Below are 5,803 nucleotides of genomic sequence, written 5' to 3'. Positions count from 1 at the left end.
TTGAGTAGCAAAAACAACTGAAGTATTTTTCTTTCTAAGAACTTTTAACCATTCTCTTATTTTTGCTTCAAATTTTGGATTATCGAAAAATAACCAACATTCATCAAGAGTAATTAATGTTGGCTTCCCATCCAACCTTTCTGTTTCAATTTTATGGAATAAATAATCTAAACATGGAGCTATCGCTTTTTTAGTTTGAGCTATCTTTTCCATTTCAAATACTTGAAAATTAGAATTTGATATTGTTTCTTTATCCCCATCAAAATATTTAGCATATTGTCCTTTTCCAAAATATGGTGCTAAGCCTTCTTTCAATGATAAATCTTGTCCACCAACAAAATTAGCAAAAGAGCTTAAAGTTCTAAAATTAGTTGGAGTAGTTGCAAGACTATTTAATGCTGTCCATATATATGATTTTTTTTGAGGATTTAATTCTACCCCTTCACTTTCTAATATATTTTCTATCCATTCTTGACACCATTCTCTTTCTTTAGGATCATCACATTTTGCTAAAGGCTGAAATCTTAAATTATCTTCTCCTAAATCATAAAAATTACCACCTATAGCTTTTGTTAATACTCTGCTAGAACCACCTTTATCAAAACTAAAAACTTGTGAATTTTTATATTTTTTAAATTGAACTGCCATGAAAGCTAGTAATACTGATTTTCCTGCTCCTGTCGGTCCGACAACTAAAGAATGTCCTACATCATTATAGTGAATATTGGCTCTAAAAGGTGTATTCCCACTTGTTTGAGAGTAAAACAAACTCGGTTCTTTCAAATGCTTATTAATTTCATCACCTGCCCATACTGCTGATATGGGTAATAATGTCGTTAAAACTTGTGTGTCCATTGGTGGTCGTCTTACATTTGAATATATATTTCCTGGTATTGATGACTGCCATGATTCTTCAGTATTTATAGTTTCTACTTCTGCTATAAACCCTAATGAATTTAATAAGTTTTTTACTTCTTTTAGTTCTTTAAATAATTGATTTTGATTTTTATTACTCAAAACAATACTTGCCGTATATTGACCTAATGCTGTTTCTTCTGCTTCAATCTTCCTTCTAACTTCTTTTAATTCATTTGCATTATTATACGCATTTATATTTATATTTTTTGTTTCTTCTTTTGTCATAATTTCTTTTATAACTTGCCATAAATCTTTTACTTTTCCATCCCAATTTCTTAGATAAGAGTTAATCTCTTTTAATGCTTCTAGTTTGTCATAAATCATGTATCTTGTTACAAATCTATACTCTAAGGGTAATCTATTAAGCCTGTCTAAAATAACTGACGTTGTAACATCAGGGAAGTTATAAATACTTACTGTTCCTATATATTTTTCTCCTAATTTTGGTTCTAATCCACCTATAAATTCACAATCACTTATAAACCCATCAAAGAGCATTTTATATTTTTGTTCTTCACTTAATTTTATTTTAAACTCTGTATCTGATATACAACTATGAAAATAATTTATTATTTCATCTGTATTTAAAGCTTTTAACTCTTTACATACAGTTCCTAAAACTAAATAAGCTGCATTTATAGTATCTTTGAAAATTTGTAAAGAATTGCTATATAAATCTAATCTTTGTTTATTCTCACTTTCTAAAAATAATTTGAAAAATTTTTCTGTTTTTTCAATTGGGATTTTATAAGTAAATGTTAAATAATATTCACTTTCATAATGTGTACCTGATTTAAAAAATTCTTCTCTTTCTGTTTCAACTATAAACGTTGGAATTTCTTTAATAAATTTTGCTCTATTATAATCTTCAGATTTTTTTCTTCTAGCTTCACAATGTATTGTCCAATTTCCACCTAATCTTTTTAAGAAATTATTTACAATCCCTAAATTTCTTTCTAATTCAGGAATTGTACAAGAATCTAAATCTTGACCTCTAAATTTAAAAACTGAACTTAAAGAATAATTTTTATTTATTATTATGTTTTCTTCTAAACAGTAAGCCCAGGGAAAAGCATATGCAATTCGCTCTGTTTCTTGATATTCTTTAAACATTTTTATCTCCTATTATGATCTGTATTTTTTTTTATTCTTCAAATATTTCATTAATACTTCAAACCATTGTGGATCTTTTTTTGTAGCCCATACTATAAATCCATGAAGTATTATTGATAACATTATAAAAAATATTATATAAAAAAATGTACCTGTTGCAAAAATCCCTACCATAGCTAGTACACCATTAAAAATTACTGGTTTCTTTGACCCTCCACCCATTGTCAAAGGAGTTGTTAAAGCCTTTGGGACTTTTTGTCTATAATCCATTAGACCACCTCATTTAATATATATTCTCCATTTTTATAGCCATCAACTGTTACAATTTGTGTAATTTTTCTCTGACCTTCAACTTTTGCTATTACTACAACTAAATCTACAGCTCTAGCAATAAGTTTAGATTGTGGATTCGCTGAAACTTCTTGAATATATTGCTCTAATTTTTCTAAACCTCCTAAACAATCATCAGCATGAATTGTAGATATTCCACCTGGGTGTCCACTATTCCATGCTTTTAATAAATCTAAAGCAGCTCCATCTCTTATTTCTCCCACTATGATTCTTTCAGGAGTTTTTCTCATTGTTATTTTAATTAAATCTCTTATGCTTGTATTTTTACAAGTTTTCATTCTAACTTTATTTTCTGTTTCACATTGTAATTCTTGTACATCTTCTATTAAAACAACTCTATTTTTATATTTTGCTATTTCTTTTAAAATAGCATTACATAGTGTAGTCTTTCCTGAAGATGTTCCACCAACTACTAATATATTTTTTCTATCTTTAACAGCTTCTTCAATTATATTTTTTTGACGTATTGTCATTACTTCGTTTTTTAAGTAATCATTAAGTGAAAAGACTCTAATAGCTTTTTTTCTAATATTAAAACTAACATTAGAAACAATTGGAGGAATTTCTATTTGAAATCTAAATCCTGTTCCTGGTAATTCTCCACCTAAATGTGGACAATCTTGATTTATCTCTGCTCCAATATGACTTGCTAGTAAATAAGCTACACTTAATGCTTTTTCATTATCTATAATTACTCCTGTATCTTTAGTCCCATCAAAAGTATCTATCCATAATTTCCCATCATCATTTAGCATAATTTCAATTACACTATCATCTGAAAAATATTTAACTACTTCTTGACCTAAAGAATAGTTTAAAAGCTGTATTAAAGAACTATTCATTTTTTATTTCCCCTTGATTTTCATTCTCTGCTTTAATTCCATTCAATTCTTTTATTTCTCTTATTCCATTTTCAACACAATCTACTAAAAGTTTCATGTTATCATCTTGCTTTAAAAGTTCAATTAATTTTTCATTCATAAATAATGGTTTTAAATTTTTATTCCAAATTTTTATAACTTCTTTATTAAATACTTTTAATTCATTCTCTTTAGCACCTTCCAGTTCTTCATAAATTCTAAGAACTTTAAATCTCGCTAATTCAATTCTAGTTAATTTTCCATTTTTTTGCTTTTCTCTTAATGTTTGTAACTCTATTCTTTCATCTTGTTTCATTCTTTTATCACCCATTTTTTAATTTTTTTAATTTTACTTTTCATAAATGCTTTTACTTTTTGTTTTATTTCATTTCTATAATTTCTTTTCTTAGTTTTATAAACAGATTGTCTATTTATATATTTTTCTTCAGCATACCATCTTACCTTTTTTCCATAAATTGGACTAAACCCTGTTACAAATATTAAACTATCTGCTTTAGGTAATTTACTAATCTCTGCTGAATATAATAACGGTCTTGACATAAGTGATTCAGAATAATTCCAATCTGAAAAATATTTCATTCCTTTATATGATAAATTCTTTACAACCACAGTTTTATTTCCAATTTTTTTCTCCAACATTTGTGGTGTATCAGTATCATTAGGTGCGTAATATATTTGAATATGGCAGTTATCTATTATCTTATTGTTCTTACCATAAATGCTATATAATTGATTTAATGATTGAGTTATCATAAATGCTTTTACTCCATAACCTGCACTAAAAGCTAAAGAAGTTTCAAAATCTTTCATTTTTCCAATTGCAGGGAACTCATCTATAAGCAATAATAATCTATGCTTATAAGGTTTCCCCTCTATCTTTATTTCTGCTGTTAATTTATTTATTATTTGCATGATTAGTATTCTTGCTAATACTTTTACTTTTTCTAAATCTTTTGGAGGTGTAACAAAGTAAAAACTTATTGGTTTTTCTCCATTCATTAAATCTGTTATTTGAATATCTGAAGAACTTGTATTTTCTCCAATTAATGGTGTATCGAAAATTTCTAAGTTTGTTTTTGCTGAAGATATTATACCCGATCTTTCTTTCTCTGCTCTTCCAAGCATATCTGCTCCCATTCTTGAAACTTTTGGGTGAACATATGGTCTTTCTTCGCCTTTTAAAGTGATTAAATCTTTTGTTATGTATTCAAATAAATTATCAGCCTTTGATTTATCCCATTCAAATTGCTTTTCTATATCTTCTGTAATATGGTCATTAAAAGCCATAGCTTTTAATTTTTCTTCTTCTGTTGTTGAAGGAGAAGTTAAAAATCTATATACATCCCTCAAACAAGCTATTTTCCCTTCATTTATCTTTGAATACATTACAAATATAATAACTGCCGTTAAAAAATTTACTGCTGTTGGACCGAAAAATGTATCTGATTCATTAACTGTTATCAATGCTTCTACAATTTCTCTAGCCTGGTTATATTCATAAACTGTACCTAATTGAATTTCAGCTAAAGGATTATATTTATTAGAGCTTAAATCTGTTGGTGCAAACCTTATAATCTTTTGTCCTATTTTCTCTCTATATTTTGATGTTAAAGCAAAGTTCTCATTTTTTATATCAAGAACAAACACAGACCCTTTCCAAGTTAAAAGAGTTGGAATAACAAGTCCTACTCCTTTACCTGATCTAGTCGGTGCCATAGCAATCATATGTTCTAATCCAAGACTTCTAAGCTCTCTACCATACGTATCTCTACCACATACCACACCATCTGAATATCTTTCTTCTTCATCTTCTATTTGATTGTATAATTCAACTGTTTCAGCTCTTTTAAATTCTTTTATTACATTTTCTTTTGTAGTAAGCAACCCCATGTCAGGATTATCAATTTCATCTTTTGTAGCCCAATCAGCCGAACCATGACTATCTAATTTCTTTTTGCTCTTATTTAGAATTGATAAAATTAGAACACTAAATATTAAAACTCCAAATAAAACTGAAGTTGCTGAATTATTAGCTACTGGTGCTGTTTCTCCATGTTGTTCACTCCATTTTATAAATAAAAATGGGTTATATAACTTTGCTTCAACTTGAAATAAAGTTTTAACTAACAATGGTTTTCCTAATCCTGGATGAAAGTTAGTCTTATATGCAAACATTTGTGTAGCTCCACTAAACGCAACTAATATCATTGTTATAAAAAATATAAAACTAATTTTCTTTTTTGTTTTTTTATTCATTCAAATACCTCTTTTATAATTCTATTAATTATAAAATCTATTTAATCTACTTCGACTACATTTACAGTAAATATATCTGAATCATTAGATAATTCATCTAATGATATTTCGCCACTTTTTAACATTTTTAAAAATTTTTCTTTAGCTTCTTCTGCTGTTTTAGCTTCAATAGTAGGCATATTTTGTATTGCCATATCTACCCACGCATCACAATTCCATTTTTTCATTTTTTATTCACTCCTTTTAAGATTTTTTTAGTCGTTTCCGACTAACTATCGCCTTCA

Annotated in this window: 6 protein-coding genes; all 6 read right to left on the bottom strand. The window is 27.6% G+C overall.

Features of this window, described 5'->3' with window-relative positions:
• A partial coding sequence (locus tag L988_RS01260; RefSeq protein WP_047380751.1) for a hypothetical protein occupies positions 1-2,031 on the bottom strand: 2,031 nt, incomplete at its 3' end.
• Between the two features lie 12 nt (positions 2,032-2,043).
• Positions 2,044-2,301 (bottom strand): VirB3 family type IV secretion system protein, encoded by a 258-nt coding sequence (locus L988_RS01255; RefSeq protein ID WP_047380750.1) that lies wholly within the window; start codon positions 2,299-2,301, stop codon positions 2,044-2,046.
• On the bottom strand, positions 2,301-3,224 hold the full coding sequence (gene trbB / locus L988_RS01250) for a P-type conjugative transfer ATPase TrbB (protein ID WP_047380748.1): 924 nt from the start codon (positions 3,222-3,224) through the stop codon (positions 2,301-2,303). The genes L988_RS01255 and trbB overlap by 1 nt, the downstream gene beginning before the upstream one ends.
• Positions 3,217-3,558 carry a hypothetical protein gene (locus L988_RS01245; protein ID WP_047380746.1) on the bottom strand — a complete coding sequence of 114 codons (342 nt, stop codon included), beginning with the start codon at positions 3,556-3,558 and terminating at the stop codon, positions 3,217-3,219. Before L988_RS01245 ends, trbB begins: the two co-directional genes overlap by 8 nt.
• Positions 3,555-5,519, bottom strand: a complete 1,965-nt coding sequence (locus L988_RS01240; protein ID WP_052191625.1) for a type IV secretory system conjugative DNA transfer family protein — start codon at positions 5,517-5,519, stop codon at positions 3,555-3,557. Before L988_RS01240 ends, L988_RS01245 begins: the two co-directional genes overlap by 4 nt.
• 41 nt (positions 5,520-5,560) lie before the next feature.
• Positions 5,561-5,746, bottom strand: a complete 186-nt coding sequence (locus tag L988_RS01235) for a hypothetical protein (protein WP_047380744.1) — start codon at positions 5,744-5,746, stop codon at positions 5,561-5,563.
• Between the last annotated feature and the right edge of the window lie 57 nt (positions 5,747-5,803).

Source organism: Cetobacterium sp. ZWU0022 (genome assembly GCF_000800875.1).
Taxonomy (GTDB): Bacteria; Fusobacteriota; Fusobacteriia; order Fusobacteriales; family Fusobacteriaceae; genus Cetobacterium_A.
Note: the sequence above shows the minus strand (reverse complement) of the source record. Positions and strands in the feature narration are given on the sequence as shown.

Excerpts from the sequence above, each read along its gene's own strand:
- L988_RS01255 (WP_047380750.1), bottom strand. The coding sequence starts at position 2,301 with ATGGATTATAGACAAAAAGTCCCAAAGGCTTTAACAACTCCTTTGACA.
- trbB (WP_047380748.1), bottom strand. The coding sequence starts at position 3,224 with ATGAATAGTTCTTTAATACAGCTTTTAAACTATTCTTTAGGTCAAGAA.
- L988_RS01245 (WP_047380746.1), bottom strand. The coding sequence starts at position 3,558 with ATGAAACAAGATGAAAGAATAGAGTTACAAACATTAAGAGAAAAGCAA.
- L988_RS01240 (WP_052191625.1), bottom strand. The coding sequence starts at position 5,519 with ATGAATAAAAAAACAAAAAAGAAAATTAGTTTTATATTTTTTATAACA.
- L988_RS01235 (WP_047380744.1), bottom strand. The coding sequence starts at position 5,746 with ATGAAAAAATGGAATTGTGATGCGTGGGTAGATATGGCAATACAAAAT.